Origin of the sequence: Staphylococcus sp. URHA0057, from assembly GCF_000620265.1 — a bacterium.
GTDB lineage: Bacteria > Bacillota > Bacilli > Staphylococcales > Staphylococcaceae > Staphylococcus > Staphylococcus pasteuri.
The window spans coordinates 62,610-84,669 of the sequence record NZ_JHVS01000009.1 but is presented as its reverse complement, the minus strand read 5'-3'; the positions used below and the strand labels follow the sequence as shown (position 1 = coordinate 84,669).

25 protein-coding genes are annotated in these 22,060 nt (G+C 28.3%); 21 read left to right on the top strand and 4 right to left on the bottom strand.

The features are described from left to right. Positions 1-5 precede the first annotated feature (5 nt). The 5 genes from N524_RS0106775 to N524_RS0106755 all read left to right on the top strand — a co-directional run bounded on the left by N524_RS0106775 (position 6) and on the right by N524_RS0106755 (position 3,066). The gene (locus tag N524_RS0106775; RefSeq protein ID WP_029056047.1) at positions 6-617 is read left to right on the top strand and encodes a hypothetical protein; all 612 of its coding nucleotides are present in this window, start codon (positions 6-8) and stop codon (positions 615-617) included. An 11-nt stretch (positions 618-628) separates the two neighbouring features. Continuing rightward, the gene (locus N524_RS0106770; RefSeq protein WP_029056046.1) at positions 629-1,102 is read left to right on the top strand and encodes a hypothetical protein; all 474 of its coding nucleotides are present in this window, start codon (positions 629-631) and stop codon (positions 1,100-1,102) included. Positions 1,103-1,752: 650 nt separating this feature from the next. Then, the gene (locus tag N524_RS12790) at positions 1,753-2,172 is read left to right on the top strand and encodes a phage terminase small subunit P27 family (protein ID WP_051522838.1); all 420 of its coding nucleotides are present in this window, start codon (positions 1,753-1,755) and stop codon (positions 2,170-2,172) included. Between the two features lie 11 nt (positions 2,173-2,183). Then, positions 2,184-2,714 carry a hypothetical protein gene (locus N524_RS0106760; protein WP_029056045.1) on the top strand — a complete coding sequence of 177 codons (531 nt, stop codon included), beginning with the start codon at positions 2,184-2,186 and terminating at the stop codon, positions 2,712-2,714. Between the two features lie 19 nt (positions 2,715-2,733). Continuing rightward, entirely contained in the window at positions 2,734-3,066 is a 333-nt protein-coding gene (locus N524_RS0106755; RefSeq protein WP_029056044.1) for a hypothetical protein, read from the top strand. 15 nt (positions 3,067-3,081) lie between these two features. On the opposite strand, the gene N524_RS0106750 is transcribed toward N524_RS0106755, so the two are convergent. Together N524_RS0106750 and N524_RS0106745 are read right to left on the bottom strand one after the other, a co-directional pair. Continuing rightward, a complete protein-coding gene (locus N524_RS0106750) occupies positions 3,082-3,462 on the bottom strand; it encodes a hypothetical protein (RefSeq protein WP_029056043.1) in 381 nt (126 codons plus the stop codon). 1,051 nt (positions 3,463-4,513) lie between these two features. Further along, entirely contained in the window at positions 4,514-5,305 is a 792-nt protein-coding gene (locus tag N524_RS0106745; RefSeq protein WP_029056042.1) for a hypothetical protein, read from the bottom strand. A 99-nt stretch (positions 5,306-5,404) separates the two neighbouring features. Here N524_RS0106745 and N524_RS0106740 point away from each other — a divergent pair, with 99 nt between their 5' ends. The 6 genes from N524_RS0106740 (at position 5,405) to N524_RS0106720 (ending at position 13,253) form a co-directional block, all read left to right on the top strand. Then, positions 5,405-5,797, top strand: a complete 393-nt coding sequence (locus N524_RS0106740) for a hypothetical protein (protein ID WP_029056041.1) — start codon at positions 5,405-5,407, stop codon at positions 5,795-5,797. 132 nt (positions 5,798-5,929) lie between these two features. Continuing rightward, the gene (locus tag N524_RS0106735; RefSeq protein WP_029056040.1) at positions 5,930-6,115 is read left to right on the top strand and encodes a hypothetical protein; all 186 of its coding nucleotides are present in this window, start codon (positions 5,930-5,932) and stop codon (positions 6,113-6,115) included. After that, entirely contained in the window at positions 6,106-6,735 is a 630-nt protein-coding gene (locus N524_RS13660; protein WP_037555617.1) for a hypothetical protein, read from the top strand. The genes N524_RS0106735 and N524_RS13660 overlap by 10 nt, the downstream gene beginning before the upstream one ends. A 171-nt stretch (positions 6,736-6,906) precedes the next feature. Continuing rightward, positions 6,907-7,185: a DUF3102 domain-containing protein gene (locus tag N524_RS0106725; RefSeq protein WP_081772611.1), complete on the top strand. Its 279-nt coding sequence runs from the start codon at positions 6,907-6,909 to the stop codon at positions 7,183-7,185. A gap of 79 nt (positions 7,186-7,264) precedes the next feature. After that, on the top strand, positions 7,265-7,399 hold the full coding sequence (locus N524_RS13785; RefSeq protein ID WP_081772613.1) for a phage head completion protein: 135 nt from the start codon (positions 7,265-7,267) through the stop codon (positions 7,397-7,399). A gap of 1,090 nt (positions 7,400-8,489) precedes the next feature. Further along, positions 8,490-13,253, top strand: a complete 4,764-nt coding sequence (locus N524_RS0106720; RefSeq protein WP_029056037.1) for a SasC/FmtB family protein — start codon at positions 8,490-8,492, stop codon at positions 13,251-13,253. A 275-nt stretch (positions 13,254-13,528) separates the two neighbouring features. Here N524_RS0106720 and N524_RS0106715 read toward each other — a convergent pair whose 3' ends face one another. After that, positions 13,529-14,815: an aminotransferase class I/II-fold pyridoxal phosphate-dependent enzyme gene (locus N524_RS0106715; protein ID WP_029056036.1), complete on the bottom strand. Its 1,287-nt coding sequence runs from the start codon at positions 14,813-14,815 to the stop codon at positions 13,529-13,531. Positions 14,816-15,005: 190 nt separating this feature from the next. On the opposite strand from N524_RS0106715, the gene N524_RS13655 reads away from it, so the two are divergent. The 7 genes from N524_RS13655 to pmtD all read left to right on the top strand — a co-directional run bounded on the left by N524_RS13655 (position 15,006) and on the right by pmtD (position 19,214). Then, positions 15,006-15,101, top strand: a complete 96-nt coding sequence (locus N524_RS13655; protein WP_017638086.1) for a Trp-rich small protein — start codon at positions 15,006-15,008, stop codon at positions 15,099-15,101. A 181-nt stretch (positions 15,102-15,282) separates the two neighbouring features. After that, on the top strand, positions 15,283-15,456 hold the full coding sequence (locus N524_RS13395) for an SE1626 family protein (RefSeq protein WP_029056035.1): 174 nt from the start codon (positions 15,283-15,285) through the stop codon (positions 15,454-15,456). 194 nt (positions 15,457-15,650) lie between these two features. Continuing rightward, positions 15,651-16,025 (top strand): PSM export ABC transporter transcriptional regulator PmtR, encoded by a 375-nt coding sequence (gene pmtR / locus N524_RS0106700; RefSeq protein ID WP_017638084.1) that lies wholly within the window; start codon positions 15,651-15,653, stop codon positions 16,023-16,025. A gap of 2 nt (positions 16,026-16,027) precedes the next feature. After that, positions 16,028-16,927 (top strand): phenol-soluble modulin export ABC transporter ATP-binding protein PmtA, encoded by a 900-nt coding sequence (gene pmtA / locus N524_RS12780; RefSeq protein WP_051522837.1) that lies wholly within the window; start codon positions 16,028-16,030, stop codon positions 16,925-16,927. Further along, the gene (pmtB, locus tag N524_RS0106690; RefSeq protein ID WP_029056034.1) at positions 16,924-17,595 is read left to right on the top strand and encodes a phenol-soluble modulin export ABC transporter permease subunit PmtB; all 672 of its coding nucleotides are present in this window, start codon (positions 16,924-16,926) and stop codon (positions 17,593-17,595) included. Before pmtA ends, pmtB begins: the two co-directional genes overlap by 4 nt. Positions 17,596-17,607: 12 nt before the next feature. Continuing rightward, complete coding sequence (pmtC, locus tag N524_RS0106685) at positions 17,608-18,480, top strand: phenol-soluble modulin export ABC transporter ATP-binding protein PmtC (RefSeq protein WP_029056033.1); 873 nt, start codon at positions 17,608-17,610, stop codon at positions 18,478-18,480. Continuing rightward, positions 18,480-19,214, top strand: a complete 735-nt coding sequence (gene pmtD, locus N524_RS0106680) for a phenol-soluble modulin export ABC transporter permease subunit PmtD (protein WP_029056032.1) — start codon at positions 18,480-18,482, stop codon at positions 19,212-19,214. The genes pmtC and pmtD overlap by 1 nt, the downstream gene beginning before the upstream one ends. Before the next feature lie 128 nt (positions 19,215-19,342). On the opposite strand, the gene N524_RS0106675 is transcribed toward pmtD, so the two are convergent. After that, entirely contained in the window at positions 19,343-19,906 is a 564-nt protein-coding gene (locus tag N524_RS0106675) for a thioredoxin family protein (protein WP_029056031.1), read from the bottom strand. Positions 19,907-20,072: 166 nt separating this feature from the next. On the opposite strand from N524_RS0106675, the gene N524_RS0106670 reads away from it, so the two are divergent. From N524_RS0106670 to N524_RS0106660, 3 genes are all read left to right on the top strand, one after another. Further along, positions 20,073-20,558: a hypothetical protein gene (locus N524_RS0106670; protein WP_029056030.1), complete on the top strand. Its 486-nt coding sequence runs from the start codon at positions 20,073-20,075 to the stop codon at positions 20,556-20,558. 63 nt (positions 20,559-20,621) lie between these two features. Next, positions 20,622-21,179: an HAAS signaling domain-containing protein gene (locus N524_RS0106665; protein WP_029056029.1), complete on the top strand. Its 558-nt coding sequence runs from the start codon at positions 20,622-20,624 to the stop codon at positions 21,177-21,179. 8 nt (positions 21,180-21,187) lie between these two features. Further along, complete coding sequence (locus N524_RS0106660) at positions 21,188-22,018, top strand: DUF4097 family beta strand repeat-containing protein (protein WP_231460192.1); 831 nt, start codon at positions 21,188-21,190, stop codon at positions 22,016-22,018. The last annotated feature ends 42 nt before the right edge of the window (positions 22,019-22,060 follow it).

The window sequence follows — 22,060 nt, the reverse complement described above, 5'->3', positions numbered from 1 at the left end:
AAATAATGACAAAAGAAAAGTCTATTGAAATATTTGATAAATACATACAACCCAAAGTTGAAAATAGGAAACAAGTAGAGTTAGAAAAAACAAAAGTAACAGATCAATTAAAAGAGTTTGATTATAAATTATCTTATTACAGAAATGAAAATGACTTCGCTATGATTGCAAGTTTAAAGAAAGAACAAAATAAACTTGAAAATGACATTGTGGAATTAACAGAACAGTCTAACGATGAAGAACATAACATTAATCAAGGCGATGTAGACAGCTTCAAGAAAGCTTTAAATGATGAAGTGAAAGATCTAAGTAGTAATAACAAAACGCTTATTGATAAATTTAATCATAAAATTGATGAGTTGGTAGATGTATATAACGAGTTAGCTGAGAATAAGGTTGAGTTAGAACGTAGAAATACAAGACAAACTTATGTATCTAATGCATTAGCTCGTCCAGATGATTGGCGTTTAAATATTCAAACAAGTGCTGATTTATCTGATGACCCATTCAATACAAATACTGATCCAACTATATTAGCTAATGATATAAGAGATCGTTTATTTATGGTTAATCGTAAAGCAGACCAAGATTACTATAATGGAAATAAAAAGTGGTAGGAGGTAAATAGATGAGTTACACGATAGTTAGCCCATTAGAAGGTGAATATGCTTTAGGATACGATGAACAAAAGCAGTTAGTTATATTTAAACCCTTATATGATAACTCAAAGATTAACTACGCTAATGCTAGTGGTTTATCAAGCTCAAGTGTTACATATAAACAAGGTTCAATAGTTAGAGGTGCATTTAAGAAGTTCAGTAATGATGAAGGTACTGATATAGTTTTAGACAATGATAAGAACTTCTATATTGGTAATACAAAGGACAAGAATATATTAGTTGTGAATGGTAAAGATAGTTTAGGTTTTGGTATATCAGTCAAGCAACCAAGTAACAATAAAGATAATATAAATAAGTTAGTTCAGTTAGCTAAGAGCAAAGAAATTCAATCAATACAATGTTATGTATCTTCAATTGGAATGGATAATAGTACAATCAACCTAATTAATAAAATTGAATTAATATCTATCAACACAAAATAAAGTTGATATAATATAATTGTTGTAGTATAATTAATGTAGATATAAATGTATCTATTGAATACTTTATAAACTATTCAATTATACTTTGCTTGTTCATTATAAGTTGTCATTAAAAGTTTGATCTACTTCTTTCCATCATTGCTGAACTAATATTTAGTAATGATGGTTTTTTATTTATATATAACTCATTAAATTAAAATGCGAGTTACATAGGAGGACTTACACATGTGTTATAGGTTATGTAACCTTAGAGTGAACAAGCAAACTATAAATGAGTTAATTCATAGATTATTGATACTGTGAACAACATATAAAGCGTTAACTAGCATGAAATATACATATAATTATTCAAGTATTAAATTTAAAGCATAGCAATTAATATTGGTAAGAGAACGTTCATACGTTAAATGATTATTTCTATATACATAGATTGGTCGTTGCTTATTTATAGGCGTTTTATACACACGCACAGAGGTATTTTAAAGCCCTATATAAACACATAAATAAATTAAGTGAAATAAAGGTTTGGAATTTAAGGGGAGGGCTTAAACAACCCCCTACGTTTTATTTAAGCGTATAATCGCTCGATAACTTTTTTGTGACCAATTTCCAGAAACTAAAAATCTTAAATGGCTTTGGAGGTGTAAATAATGGGACGGCCAAGAAAATTGAATGCAGTTAAAACAGGGCATCATACTAAAGAGGAATTAGAGCAAGCACAATTGGTTGAAAATGGCTTATTTCAATTTGAACCAATATCCGTTAAACCAGTACCCAAAGATTTACCCACACAAGCACAAAAAGAGTGGTTGAGAATTGTACCATTACTAAAAGAGTTACCTATATCCAACTTAGATTACATGTTAGTAAAAAGGTACTGTGAAATAATATGTATCAATGATAATGCGTACGAGAAGATAAAAGAACAAGGTATGTACCATACAGATACACAGAAGGTAAATGAACATTTTAAGGTCTATATAGATACGTTAAAAGCGTTAAAAAATATAGCTACATCATTAGGTATCACAATGGATACAAGAAACAGATTCCTAGTTACTAATATATAGTGGAGGTAAATATGATCTTAAAAACGCTCAATCATGTTTTATACTATCGTCCATCAAATAAAATTACAGAATATGAACTATTAACTAAGTACAATCCCAAGTTTATTAATCGAAAATGTAATCTTATTCAAAATCAAATTAACGAAATGTATTACTTAAATCAATCGCATATGACTTGTGATGATATAAGAGGTGTCATCACTGTATCTTATCCAATTGATAAACTTGTGGAGTGGATTATTGAAAGTAAAGAAAATCTACAAAAGTATAAAGATAGATCTAAAGTTAATATGAATATTCTTAAACAAATTATTAGTCAATACTCAAAACAAGATCAAACAGCCATTATGACTTATATGAATTCAAACGGTAGATTTAGACCAACCCAATTGATAGATAAACTTCGTGAAGATATATTCACAAGAACAAATGATAAGAGAGGGCAACGTTTTAAGGAGCAAGAGAGACAGAGAATATTAAAAATTATGAAAATGAGAAAGCCCATAACAACTAAAAAGGGAGCAGTAACGTTATCCAGTTAAAATAAGGGTGTGATGACTAGTGATATATGATTTAGCGACAGTTAAAGCGAATATAATAGAATATCGTAAAAATAATGAGCAAAGCGAAATTGAGGTTGTGGATACTTCAATTGATGATTTCTTTTCTTTTGATTCCAATGTAACTATTGAAGAACAGAATTTAAATGTAGGAAATCATGAATATATCAATGATCTAATAGATGAAGTTAATTTAATTGCCACAGATAGAGAATTTTCCATATTTTGGCTAATCATTAGTGGGAGAGAATTAAAAGATATCGCTAAAATGTTTAACGTAACTGCTCAAAGAATTAGGCAAATATTTGATAAGACAATAGAAAAGCTACCGTGATTGGTAGCTTTATGATTAAATATCATTAGCAATAAAAAATATTAGGGCTACTATACTAACTAGTAAAATAAGAGTTCCTAAATAGGGTACGATACTAATACTTAAAATAGAGATAATTAAGATAATGGCAATTATACCTTGAAAAATACTTGTCACAGAGCGGAACTTAAAACAAAGAAAAAGGGTTATAGCTAGTAATACAATAGTGGTGAATATAAGACCTAATATTTGCATTGTTGAACTTAAGTATCCGTCTCTAAGTAGATTGCTAATTTTGACTTTTTTTCCAAACTCAATAACAAAGTTATCTGATGTTTTTTTTAATATAGTAAATGAAATAATAGACAAAACAAGCGTGATGAAATTCCATTTAGCTTTTTTTATATCTTCTAACATAATTATCATTCCTCTCCATTTTTTACATAATTCTTAATAGTTTTTAATATTAAACTAATTAAAGTGTCAAATATAATAAGAAAGGTGAAGGCATTATACATAGACTGCGTAAATGTATTTTTAAATATAATTATTGTAAAGTTAATTACTAAAGCAAACAAGTATATTTCAATTCTATAGGGTGAAAAATGGTCTTCAAAATGTTTTATATTAATTTTCTTATTATTTAAAAACATTCTATAGGATAAGAGGATTACATTTAAAAAATAATATATAGTGAAATATAAAGTTATCTTAATACTATTAGCAACATTATTTACGTTTTGATTAAGACTAAGAATAAAAAACGAAGTAAAGAAGATGATTACTGTAATAAAAACGTTCATGAGAATAATGGAATTAGTGATGCTTTTATTTATTTTCAAATTAAACTTTGATAAAGAATCTTTGTTTATCAAATGTCTAGAAATTACTAAAGGTAAACTAATAAAAAGAATAAAGATAGTTGTCATATAATTAGAAATAAGAATCATCTCTTTTTTAGTATTTAAAATATCATGTTGATACTTTATTTTGTTTTAGTTTGCTTAACTGTCTATTTTCAGATCTTAGGTGTAGCCCTTAAAACTAATTACGAAACATATTTATATAAATAATGATAGATAAATTAAATGAAGATGTGGAAACTATATTTACTGATAAAGTATATATGAATGTGGCGTCACCAATATTTATTGAAAGTATTGGTGGATGGGATGAAGATTAACGAAATGTAATAAGGGGGGCGTGAAACACGATCTCATACATGCAGTAATGAAAAGTTGCCTGACACCTACCGTTGTATTTTACGATGCTAGAGAAGTGGAAAATAGAATCCCTTTAATTACTTACAACAATATAATTAAGCACATGCTCACTTTGAGAATGTGCTTAATTTTTCCAGTTTTGAAATTCATAAAAAGATGTTGTACCAGATTAGGACTGCACGAGTTAAAGAAAGCAGATTTCCCAATTGGTAATATGTTAGTAAATAATTTAAAATTTAATTTTATTATTGAGATGAACTTTTTTCATTCAAAGATAAACTACTTTTAACTATTTTAAAATCGTTCTTTATATTATCTAATAAATTAAATTCATTGTTTAATTTCTCTTTATAGAAGTTACTGGCAATATTTTCATATCCTGGCTGTGTATACATAAAACCCATTTCAGAAAAAACACTATTCACCACAGGCTCTATATTTTTTTCATAATTTCTAATATGTTCTTTCAAAGAGAACAGGCTTTCTAATTTAATATTTATTTTGTCTAATGATGAAGAATTTAAATTTAAATGATGGTTAATTAAAATGGAATTTAACTCTTCAATGAATTCTTCTACTATTGTAATTACATTTTTATCTATAAATAGATTATAAATTTGCAAAATATCTTTTCTTGATTTGTTTTTAGTTAGTAATTTTCTTCTTGAATTACTTTTTTCTTTAAATTTTGCAGGAAAATTAATGAATTCAAAGTTTTTAACGGGAATTTCATATCCTGAAAACTCAGGAATATCGCTATCTTGAGGGAAAATTCGAATTATATTTGTGTTATTTTCAATATTTAGCAAATTTTCTTCAATAATATTTATCCTATTATTATGTTTATATGAAATTAAGTCGATTAATTCAAGAGTTTTATTATTTCTAATTATTTCTTCTTTTTTTTCCCTATTTTTAGAATTATTGGATACTATTAAAGAAACAATTACTGCTGCTGTAGTACCAATTGCTGCTAATAAATCTGCTCCATGTTCATATAAATATCCATTTTGATTAAATATTCCTAAAAACAACATATTATCTCACTCTTTCTAATAATGGTTAGCTTTATAGTATGTCATTTATTTATAAATTAAAAGGGTATAATATAAATAAATAATGTTGGAGATTAAAAAATGACTTATGAAGAAATAAAAACTATGTTTAAACCATTTAGAAATAGTATAGACTATTATAGTATCAACCCTTTAGCTGACTATTATATAGATTATAAAAAAGAAAACGATAAAACTTTGGTATTAAAATTAAAATTGAATGAAATTGTTCCTTTAAAGAAATGTGAAAAAAACTCTTTTTTTGAATTAGCCCTAATGGAAGACGAGTATTATTTTAAATATAACGATCTAATCGATAATGTAGTTAACAACGATAATTCTTTACAAAGACTGCCTCATAAAAAAGGGGACAATGACTTAGGGCGAATAATCTATAATAGCGAAGAAGAAGCTAAAAACGCTGCAAAAATTCAATTCGGAGGAAGTTTAAGTGTTAAAGATATATTGATTTAATTATTACAATTTAGTAAAAGTAATTGAACTTTAAGTTAAATAAACTTACAATGTATATAGATTATAGAGGAACGTATAATCTTAGGAGAAATTAAAAGTTTTATAATTAAAATAAGGGAAGATGTGAGAAGTATGGCTACTATAAGTATTACTACTGATTACAAATTCAGTAAAAAATCAGCTCAGAAACTTCTTGACGCAATGGATCGTAGTGAAAATAAAGGAAAAGTTAATAAAACGCAAGTTAAGGCAACTAAAGTCAAAAATGATGAAGAGATAAACTCTATTTTGGATGGTTTTAATAAACAGTGTCTTTAAAAATTCTATCTTTATCTGAAATCCTCATTGGAAATAAAGATGAAATAAAATCAAAAGAAAAGCAATTACAAGAATTTTTGAATACTTTTGAAACTATCTCTGTGACTGGTAATAAAGCTGCACAAGACGTTAAAAACTTCCTTAAAACAAAAGCAATAAATTTTGATAAACAAGGTCTTTCAAGAACTCATTTAGTAATATCTACATTTCAAGGTAACCCAATTTTAGTAGGTTATTTTACTATAACTAATAAACCTTTGCTTTTTACTAAAAGAATGTTAGGTAAGTGTTCTAATAGTTTAAAAGGTCGGTTAAATCAAAAAGGTGAAAAAATGAGTAATAGTGAAAATTTACTAATACAAGGTTTTTTAATAGCGCAAATTGGAAAAAATTACTCCGAAGAAGCTTTGAAAACAAAAGCTGTTACTGGTAAAGATTTATTAACTTTAGCATATGGAATGATTGACGAAGCACAAAAAATTAGCGCTGGCTCATATGTGTGGGTAGAGTATGAAGATGTAGATAGATTAAGAGAATTTTATAAAGACTTTGGTTTTATAGAGATTCAAGATCATGTAAGTGAAAATGGCTTGCGAATGGCTATTTTAAAAATTAAATGATTTTAAATGAACTTAAATTTTATTTATTAGCACATATTAAGTTAAATGTTTCGATATAAACGTCACTTTTGAGTGGCGTTTTTTTTACGCTGAGAAACGTCCTGTGTTGCAGTGAGAAATGAGTTTTAATAACTATGTATGTTTAAAGTGTATATAACATAGTTAAATTCAATATTAGCAAAAGCTGATTATTCTGTTTTCGAAATCGGTCGAAGATTGAAACACGTTAAAGAGAATGACTTAGCACATGGAGAGTTTGGTAAGTGGCTTGAAAGAGTAGAAATGGACAAATCTCAAGCTAGTAGATTTATAAAAATTGTTGAAGAACACGTAAACAAAATTGCGTCAACGCAAATTCCAATGACAATACTTTACGAAATTTCTACTCTTCCCGAACCAGAACAAGACAAAGGGAATTCAGCATCAAATGATGAACCAATTATAATTTAAAAAAATATTTTCTGGAAATCTAGGCAATTAATAAAAGTTTTACTAACAGTTGGAGTATTTAAATGGGGCGTAATTTTTTATTATTCGCTATCGTAAAGGTAATGAGATATATCACAAAGTTAGATATAAGGGGCAGATCTATAATATCAAATCTGTGGCAAATGATGATGTTTTAAATCAAACGTTAACTATTTTTGCGATAAAAAAAGAGTAATTATGTTTAAGCCATAAAAAAATCGGATAAACATTGGTAGGGTCAATGGAGTCAGTTGGCTCTACCCCTTTGTATAATATTCATGTTAACTCCAACACCACTTTAATTAGTGGTGTTTTTTATGTTTAAAACACTCGAAATTGGTTATAATATCTGTAGAGCTGGTCGCTCTTTTAATATTTAAGATCTTCATTTTATTTTTCCAATCTATTAAAGAATGCCATATCTATTTAAATAGGTATGGTATTTTTTGTTCTGAGAAACGCCTTGTGTTGCATCGAGAAATGAGTTTAAAGATAATCATACATAAAAAAAGCCACCACACCGTAGTGTAGTGACTCCAATATGAATATCAAATTAGAAAATTTAATAAGCCTCTTAAAGCTGAAGAAGTGTCGTTTTAAGTCTGACATAGACTAATATACTGCAAAACAATTTCCTTTATGCTGAGCCTGACGATAAACAAAACTATCATTTCGTATAATGTGATTTCATACATTTGAAACACACATCAAAAACTATGAACAACCGACCAAACGTATATGTTTGCTATTCGCTACCGTTTAACCATCACGAAAAAGATTAAGACGTGTACCATTTCGGTACATCTTTATTATAACATATTTGTGGTCATAATTTGGTCATAATGAAATAAAAAAACTAAAAATAATGGTATAATAGAAATATGTAAATGTTGATTTAATAGGCTTCTCAAAGTTTATTTTAGTTAGTTTTTGGTCATACTTAATGCCAGGTATGATGTAAATTAAATAAAAGATAATAATAAATTTTTAAAATGTCATCAAATAGAAATCTATCAAAAAAACTTTCTAGTAGAAAATCTGCTAGAAAGTTTTTCTTTTTACATAAAATGAAGGTTTCATAATATAAAAATTAAAATTTTATTAATAATTTATTATAAATAGTGAAGTTTTTAGTAAAATAAAATAGTTGTCTTACCACTTACTAGGTGTTATATTATTTATTGTAATTTTTATTTCAAAATATTTTAATTTGCTATTGAATGGTATTAACGAACGTCACGCTACTTGAATATAATCACATTGACAAAAAGGAGAAAAAATTAAAAGTGAATCAACCTAGAAATTACAACCAAGAAGAAGTTAACAAAAAATTTTTTTCAATTAGAAAGTTAAGAGGATATGGTGCTACAAGTATTGCTGTAGCATCTATATATTTATCATTTGGTCATATGAATAGCGCAAGTGCTGCAGAGGAAACTAATCAAACAAATACACTAACGACCAATAATTTTGAAGCACAAAAAAATAGTAACTCCGCTAGCACAAATTCAAAGGCAAGTGGAGAAACTAATAATCAAATTGATGCAAACCAAGTCCAAAAAGAATATGATGAAAACAATCAAATAGATTCTAATCAAACAAATCAATTTAGAAGCAATAATATAAAGTCAGAAGAGTCATCGGTTGGAAACAATGAAAAATTAAAGAAATTAATAAATCAATATAAGAACATTGATTTATCAAATAAAACGAATGATTCTGTTCAACAATTTAAAACTAAGTTAGTAAATGCTGATCAATTCATTGAAAATCAAGCTACTCAAAAAGAAATAGATGATTATTATCAAGAATTTATTAATTCGGCTTCACTATTAAAAAGAGAAAATAACGTAGATTTAAAAGAAACTAAAAAGAATCGTTTAATAAATAATGACGATCAATTAGTGACTAACGGAATACCAGCGAATAATACTGAGCCTAATAAAAATAATAGACATAGTGCAATAAAAAACCAAAATAGAGGTACATCTTTTAGATCGGCTAACCAACCTATTAATAATGATAAAAGTAATGATCCATTAAACAAAAATGAAATAAACACTGAACTGCGAAATGGTAATTTTGAGCAAGTAACTGGAGGAAACTTACCAAGTAATACAGATAAGCTTACAGTAGTTACAGGAGTTGATGGATGGCATAGTTTATCAACTGTTTCAGATCCTGAATATCCAATGACTTTGACAACTGCAGGGAAAAAATATAGTTCCTTCATGAGTGATTCTAACGCACCATATGGCGTAATATTAGCTAGAACTACTGATGGTTATAATAGAAAAGTACTAGATCCAAGAGTAGCTGGTATTTATCAAGATATCGACGTTAATCCAGGTTCAGAATTAGTAGTAGAGTATGTTTCCTCAGCTTTAAATGTCATTAACTCTTGGCCAGGAGTTAAAGCCAAAGTAACTAGTGTAGATGGTTCAAATGTATACTATGATAAGACACTTAATGGTATGGGGAAATATCCTACAGGAAGATTATCGTTCATGATTAATGTACCTGAAGATGTTAATAGATTAAGACTTGCATTTCTACCTGTTGCTGATGTGAAAACATTAACTTCTACTCAAACAGGTGCTCAACAAGGATTTGGAACTAATAAGAGTTATTTATATGGTGGAATAGTTAGTAGAGTAAGGGCTAATAGTGGTGCATATATAACTTCAAATGTTGATGAAATCAAATATGATTTTAGAAGTGATTCTGCAAACTCAAATTATGCTAGAGGTACGATTTCAGTATCACTTGAAAATAAAGGACATTTTCGATCTAAAGAAACAAAATACGTAGTGTTATTACCAGCAGGTTCCAAATTTATTTCTGCAACTGACGCTAGTACAAATTTTGATGAAGCTACTAACACTTTAACTCTCGATGCTGGCAAAATTGATGCAGGTGCTACCAAAAATATAACTTACACAATTGATTTTCCAGCTACACAACCCAATACAATTGATTTAAATGGAAATGTAACGTACAAAACAGACGCCCCTTATAGAGGTAATGATACTCAAAAAATAGGTACTAATATTGTTAATCAACAGCAAGTTGATATTTTGATGTATAAAGAAGAATTGAACGATAAATATAATAATATTAAACAATACTTAAATACTATTAATGAATCTGAATTTACGGCTAATTCTGTAAATAATTTAAAAGCTAAATTAGAAGAAGCTAAATCCATTTTAAATGAAGCATTAAATAATACGCCAATAGCGGAAAGAAAGAGTCAGGCAATTATAAACCAACTAACAACTGAATTAGAACAAGAAAAAATAAATCTTAAACTACTTTCTCCTCAAGAACCGAAAATAACTACTAACAATGAATATGTGTATACAGTTGTTACACCGCCAAATAATGCAGATAAATTAGAAATAAATTATGTTAATCCTGATGGAATGATGTCTAAATTAATTGCCAAAAAAGAAGGAAATAATTGGTTGTTAAATGAGGCGCCTGCTGGATTTACTATTAATCCTATAACAGGTGGAATCGCTATTAATTATATAGGTGTCGCTCCTCATAGTGAGATAACAGCTAGTGCTACGCAAGGAAATAGTGATCCTAGTAATTTAGTTAGGGCTATCATGCCAGTTAAAGAAATTGCACCACCTGAACCAAAAATTATTAAAATTGAAGAAGAAGCTAGTTTGATAATTCAACCACAAGGCGATACTGATAAAATGACTATAAATTATATTGGCCTAGATGGAGAATCAAAAGAAGTAGTTGCCACAAAAATTAGTGATCATTGGGAATTAAACGACAATCCTAAAGGCATAAGCATAAATGATATTAACGGAGAAGTGGTTGTTAATTATGAAGGAGTTCAAGTTGGCAGTGAAGTAACCGCAGAATCAAATTATGGAAATAGTGATTCTAGCTTAATAGCTAGAGATAAAATACCTTTAAAACAAGCAACACCAGCCGCACCAGTAATAACAACAAATGACCAAGAAGCTAGTGTAACAATCACACCACAAGACAATACAGATAAAATAGTAGTGAAATATATAGATCCAAATGGAGATTCGAAAGAAGTAGTAGCTACGAAAGTTGGGGAACAGTGGACAATAGAAAATAATCCACAAGGCTTTGCAATTAATCCAACAACAGGTTTATTGACTATTACTCATGAAGGCGTTCAAAACGGCAGCGAAATCACAGTTCAAGCCACGCAAGGAAATAGCAATCCAAGTGAAGTAACTACACAAATACCATATAAAGAAGCAACACCAACCGCACCAGTAATAACAACAAATGACCAAGAAGCCAGCGTAACAATCACACCACAAGACAACACAGACAAAATGGTCGTGAAGTATATAGATTCCAATGGTGATTCGAAAGAAGTAGTAGCAACAAAAGATGGAGACAAATGGTCGCTAAACGATAATGTAGATGGTATAAACATTGATGGAACAAATGGAGTAATCACTATAACTCATGATGGTGTTCAAAATGGAAGTAATGTCACAGTTCAAGCTACACAAGGAAATAGCAATCCAAGCGAAGTAACAATTCAAGTACCAAATAAAGAAACAACACCAGCCGCACCAGTAATAACAACAAATGACCAAGAAGCTAGTTTAACAATCACACCACAAGATAATACAGACAAAATGGTCGTGAAGTATATAGATTCCAATGGTGATTCGAAAGAAGTAGTAGCTACGAAAGTTGGGGAACAGTGGACAATAGAAAATAATCCACAAGGCTTTGCAATTAATCCAACAACAGGTTTATTGACTATTACTCATGACGGCGTTCAAAACGGCAGCGAAGTTAGAGTTCAAGCCACGCAAGGAAATAGTAATCCAAGCGAAATAATGGCCAAAGTACCAAATAAAGAAACAACACCAGCCGCACCAGTGATAATAACAAATGATCAAGAAGCTAGTGTAACAATCACACCACAAGACAATACAGACAAAATGGTAGTGAAGTATATAGATCCAAATGGTTATTCGAAAGAAGTAGTAGCTACGAAAGTTGGGGAACAGTGGACAATAGAAAATAATCCACAAGGCTTTGCAATTAACCCAACAACAGGTTTATTGACTATTACTCATGATGGTGTTCAAAATGGTAGCGAAGTTAGAGTTCAAGCCACGCAAGGAAATAGTAATCCAAGCGAAGTAGCGGCCAAAGTACCAAATAAAGAAACAACACCAGCCACACCAGTAATAACAACAAATGACCAAGAAGCCAGCATAACAGTTATACCACAAGATAATACAGATAAAATGGTCGTGAAGTATATTGACTCAAATGGTCAACAGAAAGAAATAATCGCAACAAAAACAGGAGACAAACGGTCATTAAATGATAAAGTAAAAGGCATTAACATTGATATTATTAAAGGTGTAATCACAATAACTCATGACGGTGTTCAAAACGGTAGCCATGTCACAATCCAAGCCACACAAGGAAATAGTGATCCAAGCGAAGTTACTGCTAAAGTTTCTTATAAAGAAACTGCACCAAAACCACCGATAATCCAATTAGATAAACAAAAGAAGCATATAACAATCACACCACAAGATAATACAGATAAAGTAAGTATAAATATTGTAAAACCGAATGGAAAAATTATAGATATTACTTCAAATAAAATTGGAAAAACGTGGAAGTTTAATAAAAAAATCCATGGTATCAATATTAATGAGAAAACTGGTGTAATTACCATTAAAGATATTAACAAACTCAACGGTAGTAAAATCCTTGCTAATAGTTCAATTAGAAATAGTGAAAAGAGTAATACTGTCCAAATAACTATTTCTAATAAACAAAAGGCAATTATTACATTTAAACCCTCTTCTAAACAGACTAATAAAGTTACTCTATCAGAATCTAAGTCAGTGAAGGTAGAAGAAAATAGTTTTAAAACGATAAAAGATAAAAAGTCACAATTACCTGAAACAGGTAGTATAAATACTGGGACAACTCGTACTACTAATCTGTTAATATTAATTTTAGGTTTAACAATTTTGAAATTCAGACTCAAAAAGAAAGACTTTTAAATTGACTTAATATAGAATTGAATAGTAATAAAAATTTTTAAAATTACTAAAAATTAGAGGTACATTATGTATTACTTCATTGCAATTTTCACTAGTATTAGTTCAATTAATTGATGGTATTATGGGAATAACTATAAAAGATAAATTAAAAACATTTGGACCATTTTCATTAGCAATTATAAGTTTTATTTTATTGATTTTTATATAACTACAACTTAATTACCAATATTAAAAAGGTTAGACCATTCATTTGGTCTAACCTTTTTATCTTAACTTTAACGTAAATCATCAATAGCTTTTGCAATGGAATCAAATACATGAGGAATATCAGATTTTTCAACACAACTAAAAGCAATACGTATATCTGTTTGATTTAATGCAATAACACCAATTGAATATTGTTCAATCAGATGTTTACGTAATGTTTCAGGGTCAACATCTTTAACTTTAATCGCCATGAAATAACCAGAATTAAAGTCATAAGCTTGCCAGTGTGAAGCATATTTTTCGTCGTAAACTACTGATTTTGTAACTTCATATCGTTCACGTAAGGTCGTAATATTTTGCTCGATTTCTTTATTAAATTGATCGTTATTCTTCAATACATGTTTAACTGCACTTTGTGATGGAAGAGGTCCACTTGAAATATTACTGCGAATTAGACCTTTAGTTTTTGCTTCCAATACATCTTTTGCAATTTCATCTTCAACACCAAATGTGATAAATCCAACACGGAATCCCCAAGCAAAGAATTCTTTTGTAGCACCATCTAATCGTACAGGTAACACATTTTTAGAATTGATATTAGTTAATGCAGTGAATAAGGATTGTGTATATACGTCTTCGTAAAACAAACCATAATAAGCGTCGTCGATAACAGCTACAACTTGAGTTCCTTTACTAGCCAATTGTTCAATAGCTTTAACAATTGTATGTACTTCATCTTTATTAGGTGTATAGCCAGTTGGATTGTTAGGATAATTAAGAATCATTACTACTTTATCTTGATTATAAGATTCTAATGTTTTAACTAACTCATCAGTAGTATAATGTCCATTTTCATCAAAAATTGGGTAAGTTGAAATATTTGCATTATTACGAGTATCAAAAACAAGTTTATAATTTCCCCAATTATGTTCAGGTAATAAAACAGTATCTCCAGAATTTATAAATAAATCTGCTACAAGTGAAAGACCATGTGTAAGTGCGTTAGTGACAATTGGACGTGTCATTACTTGTTTAGTTAAATCTGGATTGTCTTTTAACATTTTTGCTTGCCATAAGTCACGTAATTCTTCGACACCTTGAGGTGGTGCATAAGGAAAAATTTCATCTGGTGTTAAATCATTAAACATTTGATTTAATGAATCTGCATACATTTTACCTTTATCATTAGTTGCCATCCCAATAGTTGCATTATATTGAGTACTTTTAGCTTCAGCAGATTGAGAAAGTATACCTTTTGGATAAAACATTTTTTGACCCAAATCAGAAAGCATATGTAAAATTTCTGGATTTGAATTATTAAGTTGCTCATTTAAATTTTGGGCTAATGGGTTCATATTGAATAACCTCGCTTTTATAAAATAAAGTCATTATCTTTATATTAGCTTGAATTTAACTAAAGATAAAGTATTCTTAGTTATTGAAAAGATTTTCTAATATAAATACGAACATACGTTCTGTTTTTGTGTTAAGATAATCTTAGGTCATCGACATATATGACACTTTGCATTTGGGAGGTGTAGTATAATGACGTGGTGGCAAGATGGAATTATCACTTTATTAACTGGTGGACTACTAGTTGTCTTTAGAATTTGGTTAGAAATCAATTGGAAAGACAAATAGATGACCGTACACAAAAATAACCCCAAGCCTGCTGGTACCAGGTTTGGGGTTGTGTAGTATAATTTGTGGATACAAATTTATAGTAACATTACGTTAAACATATCGCAATCAATATAATATATGAATGGAGTACATCTATAAAACAAAATTTGATATAATTTATACTATTGAGGTGAGTACAGTGAAGCATATGACTAAAATATTTGTAGTATTAGCAGTCTTATTATTCATTATTGGTTATTACTTACAAGCTACAGGTAACGAATCTTCAGGAATAAAACTTCTACTTGCAGCCATTATGTTTATGATTTGTGCATTTATTAGTAGAAATAATGATCGTCGTAATAGGAAATGATATTTTAGGTCAATTGAATAATTTATTTTAGACAGTATGAAAATGTTCATACTGTTTTTTTACTGTGTATATATATTGTCTATGCATTTAAATGTTCTAGTTAAATTCTCTATACAGTCATTTTAATAGTTACCCTTTACAAAAGTGTATATAGTGTGTATATTGTATATATACAGGAGAAAAGGGGGACATCAATGAAAATTATTTTGAAAAACACCAGTGAACATCCCATATATGAACAAATTAAACAACAAATTAAAGAGAATATTTTAAAAGGATACGTATCTTCAGGTGAACATTTACCTTCAATGCGTGAGTTAGCAAAAGATTTGCAAGTGAGTTTAATTACAACTAAACGAGCTTATGAAGATTTAGAGAAAGATGGATTTGTAACTACGATAAGAGGTAAAGGCACATTTGTAAAAGAGCAAGATAATTCAATTCTTAAAGAAAAACAGTTCTTCGTTATTGAGAATTTAGCTAAATCAATGACTAAAGAAGCGAAGACAATTGGAATGTCTTTGGAAGAACTTCAAGAAATTCTTTCTTTAATATATGAGGAGGAATAATTATGAACGCTATAGAATTGAATAAAGTTAATTACTCGGATCATAATTTTCAACTTAAAAACGTATCTTTTGAAGTACCTCGTGGATTTGTGACAGGATTCATTGGTGCTAATGGTGCAGGGAAAACAACAGTCATACGATTAATTATGGATTTAATGCAATGTGATAGCGGTAGTATTTCGATTTTAGGGGATAGTATGATAAATAATCCTATTGATTTAAAGAATAAAATAGGTTTTGTTTATTCTGAGACTTATTTCAATGAAAAGTGGTCTATAAAGAAATTAGAAAGTATCATATCTCCATTTTATAAAAAATGGGATAAAGATTTATTTCAACATTATCTACATAAATTTGAATTACCATATAAACAAAAAATCAATCAATTTTCTACAGGTATGAAAATGAAATTGTCTCTTGCAATTGCTTTTAGTCATCATTCAGAGCTATTTGTATTAGATGAACCAACATCAGGATTAGATCCCATAGTTAGAAATGAAGTTTTAGAAATTATTCAACAAGAACTGATTGATGAAGAAAAAACAGTTTTTATTTCAACACATATTATTTCGGATTTAGAAAAAATTGCAGATTATTTAGTATATATACGAGATGGAGAAATCATATTAAATGATTCTTTAGAAGATTTAATTAATCAGTTTAAAATAGTCAAAGGTTTTAATGAGGACCTTGATAATGAGTTAGAAGACCTATTGATTTATAAAGAAAGTAGAAGAACTGGTTATAAAGCATTAACGCAGTATGCTAGTACATTTAAAGAACTGTTTGGTAGTCAAATTGAAATTCAAAATCCTAGCATTGAAGAATTGATGATTTACTTAGAAAAATATAAAAGTAATCCCACTCATGCCTTTACTAAAGAAAGTGAGGCTATCAAATGAAACAACTTTTGATTAGAAATGTAAAATTAAGATATTTAACATTATCTTTATACACAGCACTCATTTTATTTTATCCAATTTATATATTTTTAATGAAACCTAATCCGTTATTAAAGTCAATGTTTGCAATACCAATAGGATTAGTTTTAATGATTGTATCTTTACTTGATGCAGGTCATCTATTTAGATTTCATAGACGATTAGGTGGCGACAAAGCATTTTTATTTTTTGCTAGTTTACCAGTCTCTAGAAAAAATATGTTAAATGCAAATTATATTACATGTATATTATTTACTTTATTTGGTGCAGTAGTCATAACTTTATATGGTTACGAATCAGACTCAATACAGACAAATTCAATTTACTTTTCTACTACATATGCTTATATTGTAGCGAACTTTTTGTCTATTCCAATCGCATTTAGGAAGAGTACTGAATTTAAAACAGAACGTGTATCTTATATAGCATATATTATTTTAATTATGTTTGTATTACCTTTTCTTTTATCCGTTATACTCATTTTAATTAATTATATATTTTTAAACCATAGTCAAATTCCATACTTTTATTCATATTTTTTAAATTATGGATTTTTAGTTTTAAGTCTCATAGGTTTAATTATTAATTACATCATTCAAATAAATAAAATAAAAAAACGTACTCATTAAAGGAGGTCTACGATGAAATTAGAACAAATTACAAAAAAGTATGGACACAATACGGTAATTGATCATATCGATTTTGATTTCGGCAATAGTCAGATAGTAGGGCTAATTGGTAAAAATGGTGTTGGTAAAACAACCTTAATGAAAGTAATGAATGGAAATATTATTAATTTTGAAGGTAAAGTTAATTTGCCAAATGATGAAAATGTAGGTTATTTAATAGAACATCCTAAATTGTATGATAATAAAACTGGTTTATATAATTTAAAATTATTTGCACAAGTATTAGGTAAAGGTTTTGATAAAAAGTATGCTGATCATATTATAGATGCTTTTGGTATGAGACCTTATATCAAGAAAAAAGTTAAAAAATATTCAATGGGAATGAAACAAAAATTAGCAATTGCGGTGTCTCTAATGAATAAACCTAAATACTTAATTTTAGATGAGCCAACAAATGGTATGGATCCTGACGGTTCTATAGACGTACTTAAAACGATTCAATCACTTGTTAAACAATTAGAGATGAAAATTTTAATTTCTAGTCATAAGTTAGAAGATATTGAATTGATTTGTGATAGAGCAGTATTTTTAAGAGATGGCACATTTGTGCAAGATGTGAATATGAAAGATGGTGGACCTAAAGATAGTACAATTATTACGATTGATAAAGAAGACTTTGGAAAGTCATTAGAAATATTGACAGAAAAATTCCATGTTCAACAATCTAGTAAAGATAATGGTGAGATTATTATTAAAGCACAAAGTAACTATAAAGATGTAATACAATCACTTGCTAAACTCAATATTTATCCTAAATATATTGAAACACGTAAAAGCTCATTACGTGATACTTACTTTAATATCAATCAAAGAGGTGATAAATAATGAGAGCGTTACAATTAGTAAAACACGATTTAATAAGTATTATTAAAAGTCCGCTTACGTATATTGCGTTTATACTTGTGGTAGGTTTAACTGTTTTTCAAGCTACGATGATGGCAAATTATAATCCTGGTCATAAAGTGAATTATACGATGGTATTTATTATGGCCAATTGGTTATTCTTATTCGCTGGTTTATTATTTATCATTGAAACAATCACTAGAGATTATTCACAAGGTACAATTCAATTATACATGAACAAAATGAGCAGTAGAATTGGTTATATTATTGCTAAAACAATTTCTATGATCTTAATTTCATTTTTATTTACATTAATTCAATATTTAGTAATTATTATTATAGAAGCAACTACTAAAGGTAAAAGTATAGATGGAGATAACTTTTTAACAAATATTTGGTTTTACCTTATCTTCTTCCTATTCTTTGGTTTATTTTTATTCTTAATTACATTAGCAGTTGAGAAACCAGCTGTTATATTTACTTTAGGTATATTCCTATTATTAATTGTTCCATTTATCCAACCACTTGTTGGATTAATTCCAAATATTGGTGATGACATTCATAAGTCATTTAAATATATTCCATTCACTTATTTGACTGAGAAAATGACTTCATCAGATATATCATTTTCACATTGGCAATGGTTTATATCTATAGCGTCAATTGTAGTATTATTTATTGCAAATGTATTATATGCCGCAAAACGAGATATATAAATTGTTATCATCCGGGACTATATGGTCCCGGTTTTTTATGTAGAAGAAACATGTTAAAAATTAAATTGGAGACTAATTTAAAAAAGATGAAGCTACTTAAAATTAAATAGCTTCATCTTAAATATGATTTATTTATATAGCATTTGATCGATGATTGAATTATACACAGCACTCCAAAAAGATGAGTCTGTTTTATATCGATTAGAAATAATTAAATGTGTTTCTTTTACTTTATCATCATAATCTGGATGTTCTTTACTTGGTAATGTGTCTTCGCGTAAGTTTGTCACAAACGCTTGAACTTCTTTAGCGCGTGGACCCCAAACTGTTTCTTGTTCGTATTGATCATTTAAAAATACAAAAATAGGTATAGAACGAGATTTTCCATTTGTTAAATATTGATCGATAAGTTGAGTATCATCATCGCGGTGGAATACTTTTACATGTAAATTTAGAGCTTCGGCGATATGCTTAAGTATTGGTAGATTCATCATTGCATCGCCACACCAATCTTCTGTAATTACTAATACATTAGAATAATTAGAGGATTTTAATTTTTCTAATCTCTCATCATCTTCAGGTAACTTAAAAGAATTATAAATAGAAACTAGATTATCTTTATTTTCTTGCATTTGTTCAATATAAGGTCCGATGTCTTGGCTTTTTTTGAAATATGTTTCTAAACGAGTCATCGTAAAAACCTCCTTTAATTATTTTATACATTATACCAATTTCTAAAGTGTAAATAAATTAAAATATTTTAAAAATTCTCTCATTTAATGAAAAGTATGACGTAAGATGGAAGTAAATAAACCTTATGCTATATTTAATATAATAAGTCGAAAGTGGTGACCATCATTGCGTATACAGAATCGTTGGGTAATTACGATACTATTTTTAATTTTAAGTATCTTACTTCTTATTGGTATTTCAATTTATAACAATATAAAAACTGTCGATTTATCAAATACTTCAATAAATGGTATACATTTAAATGATCAATTTCATAAGAAAAATTATAAGGTAAATAAAAATATTAAAGTAGATCGTTATACGTTCTATAATCATAGAGAACATAATGATTTAACGTTAAAAGTTCATAAAAAGAAAAATATCGTAAAAGGAATTGTACTAGTTAAAGATAAAGATGTTCCTACTAACTTTGATGTTAAAATTGGTAGCCATATTGATCAAGCTATTAATTCCTTAGGTAGTAATTATCAAAAAAATAAAATAGGTAAAAATTATCAATCTATTACATACAGAGACCGCGATAACCACATGAAATTAAATATTTTATATAAAGATGATATAGTAAAACGTATCGAGTTTTTTAGTAAGTAGAGAATAGTTGGACATTAGTATTGCAACTAATATAGAAAAATTGGCAGAAAGAGTGACAATACTATGGATAAAATCACATTTTTAAATGAATTAGAAGTATCCCTAGATGAACTTCCCAAGAAAGAAAAAGATAAAAAAATGTTTGACTATGAACATTATTTTTATGAAGAAGAATTGAAAGGAAAGTCTGAAGCAGAAATAGTAAAAGAACTTAAAGAACCTGAGGATATAGCTAAACAAGTTAAAGCTAGTAGTGCGATTGAATATGCGGAAGTTAAACCGACTTTTCATAACATCATTAGAGCTGTTACAGCCTCACTAAGTTTAGGTTTATTATCTATATTTTTAGTTCTAATCCCAGTATTTTTAATTAGTTTGATATTTGTAGTTTTGTTTATAGTTTCAGTATTTTTAATTTGTATGCCTTTAAATTTATTTATATCGTCTATTCAAAAAGGTATACACAATTCAGTCAGTAATATTTTATTTTCAATTTCTTATACAGGCTTAGGATTAGTATTGATGGTCTTAACTTTTAAGGTTTTAGAAGGAATTTATAGACTTATATTAAAATATTTGAAATGGTATATTAAAACAATTAAAGGACGCGTTCAAAGATGAGAAAGCTAATGTTTTCAGGTCTTATCATTTTTATTGTTTTCTTTATAGGTGCATCTATCACATGGTTTGCCTTTGAGAAACCACATTATGAAGAAAAGAAATTCAATGAAAACTATCCTCGATATAACTTTAAAAATATATCTGTAAAATTAGAATACGCCGATGTTAAATTGGTAAAAGGTTCACAATTTAAGATTAAATATAATGGTGATAGTAATGTTACAGTTAAAAAGGATAGAAATAATTTAAAAGTGACGGAGAAAAAGAATGTTAATAGAGGATACTCCATTGATATAAACCCTTTTAGAAAAAATGGCAATCAATTAGTAATTGAAGTTCCAAATAAAAAACTTGATACTTTATCTCTGAATTCTATTAATAGTAAAGAAGCTATAGACAATTTAAAAATAAAAAAGCTATCATTAAATAATAATTTGGGTCAAATTAGTATTAATAATAGTGAATTCGATGATTCTGAATTTAAAGGTGAAAATTTAAATTTTTCTTTGAATAACTCTAAATTTAAAGACACGCATATCAATATAGATTCAGGTGATATTAAAGCTAGACATAGTAGTATTAATAATTCTATTTTCTTAATAAATAAAGGAGATATTAATTTTAGCAACATGCCATCTAAAACAGATATAAAAGCTTCTACTAAAGATGGAAATATCAATTTTAAATATAAAGATAAACCTCAAGATACCTTATTGAAGTTACAGCCAAGTAAAGGCCAATCTTTAATTAAAAATAAAAACTTCCATGAAAGTAAAGTAGGGAAAAGTAACAATGTTTTAGAATTTTATACTGTTGATGGTGATATTACGATTAAATAATAATGAGAAAAGTACAAAAAGAAATTGTTTTAAATTTCTTTT